The organism is Acidiphilium sp., from assembly GCF_049977125.1.
Lineage (GTDB): Bacteria > Pseudomonadota > Alphaproteobacteria > Acetobacterales > Acetobacteraceae > Acidiphilium.
Genome location: NZ_JBMFGY010000214.1, coordinates 1,228 through 3,902, shown reverse-complemented (window position 1 = coordinate 3,902; position 2,675 = coordinate 1,228). Strand labels below are relative to the sequence as shown.

Here is a 2,675-nt window from a genome sequence, read left to right as displayed (position 1 = left end):
TAAATCTTCGGATTGTCGCGATCCACCAGAAACCCGATCGGCTCGGTGCCGCGATACTTGCCGGCCCAGGCGACCACCCCGCCGGCATTGTAGCCCACCACCCCGGCATGACCGCTCGTCTGCACCACGCTGGCCACCGTCTCGAACCCTTCACCCACCAGCATCATCTTGGCGTGGCCCGCGATCGGCAACGCCGCCTGGCTCGACGACACCGGGGGCGGCAGCCACCAGCTGCCCGCCTGTCCCAGCATCTTGCGGCCGGTCTTCTCGCCCGCCTCGGTCAGATAGGTCCGCTGCACCCCGGTCAGCTTGATCCTGCCCGCCTCATCGAGCCCATACATCGGCGTCACCATCGCCACCGCGGCACCCGCAGCGATCTCACTCGCATCGTATTTTCCGTGAAGGGGTGCGAATTTCACCTGGGGCAGCAGCCAATCCGCATCCAGCCCCCGCCGCTCGAAATACCGCCGCCCGATCGCCCGCCACGCCTCGGTGGTCTCGACCTGCGCCTGCCATGCCGCGCGCTTGCGGCTTTTGACCCCGACACTGCCCTTGAACACCGGTGCCACCAGCTCGCCCGCCCCGTCCACCGCATCCCGCCACGCCCGCCGCGCCGTCGCCTGCCGGGCTTCGTCCTGTTTCGCTGTCTGGGCCGCCGCAACCTCGGGATCGATCGTGCCGATCTCGCGCGCCGCCCCCAGGCTCAGATGCTGGCGCAAGGCCGCAAAACCCCCGACATCCCCGGTCGCAAAATCCTTCCACACCCCGGTGCTGGCATTCACCGAGACGGTCCAGCCCTCGCCACCCCGCCAGCTCGCCTGCAGCCGCACCCGATTGCCGCGTTTCTGATAGCGCACCCCCGCCGCATCGAGCGCCTCGGTCACCGCGATCTGCTTCAACGGCATCGCCGCCTGTTCGCCGCTCTGCTGCGCCGGATCCGCCGGCAGGGGCGTGCCATCGGCACGTTTGCCATCGAGGATGTTGGCCAGTTCCGCCCGCGTCGGCACCCGCATCGGATCAAGCCCGAACACCTCGGCCAGCGCTTCGGTGCCGCGCTGATACTGCTTGCCGGTGATCCGCGCCCCATCCGCCCGCTGCCCGGCCAGCAGATGGGCGATCTCGTCGCGGGTCACCGGACGGGTCAGATCGATCGCCAGGAGTTCGGCCAGACGCGGGTCCATGTCCCGGCGCGGTTCCGGGATCGTGCCCGGTCGCACCACATCGCCCGCCCGTGGATCATCCGGCGTCGCGGCCGCTGCCGATGACGCCGGCGCTGCCGCGACTGATGAGGTCTCTGTATCGTGAGCGCCCGATGCGACGCCCCCGCCAACCGTCAGCTCCAGCACGCCCTGCGCAGCGATGCCGGGGGATAGAACGGGGGTTTCACCCGGCCGCCACACCCCATCCCGGTAGGTCATGCCGCGCTGATAATAGAGCGCCAGATCCTGCGCCGTCGCCGGCAGGGTCTGCGTCATCAGATGATCGGCCATCTTGGTCGCCGATCCCGTCGATAACGCAGCACCGGCCCGGAACGTCAGCATCAGCGACGCGCCGCCGGTGGCGCGGGAGGAGGGGGAAGGGGATCAGCGCCGGAGCGGCCGATCAGCGGGTCGGACGCATCGGGATCGATCCCGAGTGCGGTATTCATCCCGCGCACCACCCCGGCCTCGATCTCGCGGCCCAAGCCGCCCAGCTTCTCCTGGACACGGACAAGGGCATTTGTCTGGTCGCGCAGCGCTACCGCCACCGACCGCATCGCCCCCTCCAGGGAACTCTCCTCCGAGGGTGTCGCCGCCTCGATCACCTTCGCCAGCATCTCCGTGTGGGTCTGCTGCGTCTCCAGCATCAGCCGCAGAACCTGCGTGATCTGGTCCAGTCTCGCGTCCGTCGAATGCGCAGCCGGGGCCGTCGGATGGGCCATGGCAATTCTCCTTGCCTGACCCCACCATAACCAATTATGGTGTCTGAAAACAAGCACCATGGGTGCAATGGTCTGTGACTATACTTAACGGCTTTCCGAGCCGATCTCTGGCCGGATCAGTACCGGACTCTGAGCCGTATCTCATACGGATAAACACCAACATTACACCGATTAAGTCTCGTTCTACAGCCGAGTATTCACCATGATGTGACCCGTCGTTGAGCCGAGATGCCAAAAATTCATGAAGAGAGGGCAGCGTTTTCTCTATGATCCCAATGCCATGCTGAACGAGACCTCGACCCCACCGATCATCGATCTCGCCGAACTCGATGCCGCCATGCATCAGGCACCCGGCGCCCGCGCCCCGTTGATCGTCTGGATGATGGATCATCACGATGATCTCATCGCCCTGTTCGCCCGACGACGCGTCAACTGGACCCGCTTCTGCAGCTACCTCGCCGATCATGGCTTCCTCAACGGCAAGGGCCAGCCCCTCAAACCCGAATCCGCCCGCCAGTGCTGGAAACGCGCCCGCGCCGTCATCGCCCACCAACGATCCCTGCCACCCCTGCCCAGGGCCGCGGGCAGGACGGGAACCGGGGCAGCTGGTTCCGGTCCTGGTCCCGGTGGGGGGACTGTCGCTGGTGAGCGTACGGACCAGGCGATCGGGACACGACGCACGAAAGGAATGACGGCGGCACAGTTCCCGGCACCGGCGCCGATTTCGGTGCCGGCGACCAGAGGTGATGCCGGC

General features: G+C 66.7%; 2 protein-coding genes and 1 pseudogene. 1 reads left to right on the top strand and 2 read right to left on the bottom strand.

Annotated elements, in window-relative coordinates:
- Together ACP5E6_RS16895 and ACP5E6_RS16890 are read right to left on the bottom strand one after the other, a co-directional pair.
- Positions 1 to 1,541, bottom strand: a pseudogene (locus tag ACP5E6_RS16895) (MobF family relaxase); the annotation flags it as partial.
- Positions 1,541 to 1,921, bottom strand: a complete 381-nt coding sequence (locus ACP5E6_RS16890) for a hypothetical protein (RefSeq protein WP_427956129.1) — start codon at positions 1,919 to 1,921, stop codon at positions 1,541 to 1,543. The gene ACP5E6_RS16890 and the pseudogene ACP5E6_RS16895, both read right to left, overlap by 1 nt.
- Positions 1,922 to 2,201: 280 nt before the next feature.
- Here ACP5E6_RS16890 and ACP5E6_RS16885 point away from each other — a divergent pair.
- A partial coding sequence (locus ACP5E6_RS16885) for a hypothetical protein (RefSeq protein WP_427956127.1) occupies positions 2,202 to 2,675 on the top strand: 474 nt, incomplete at its 3' end.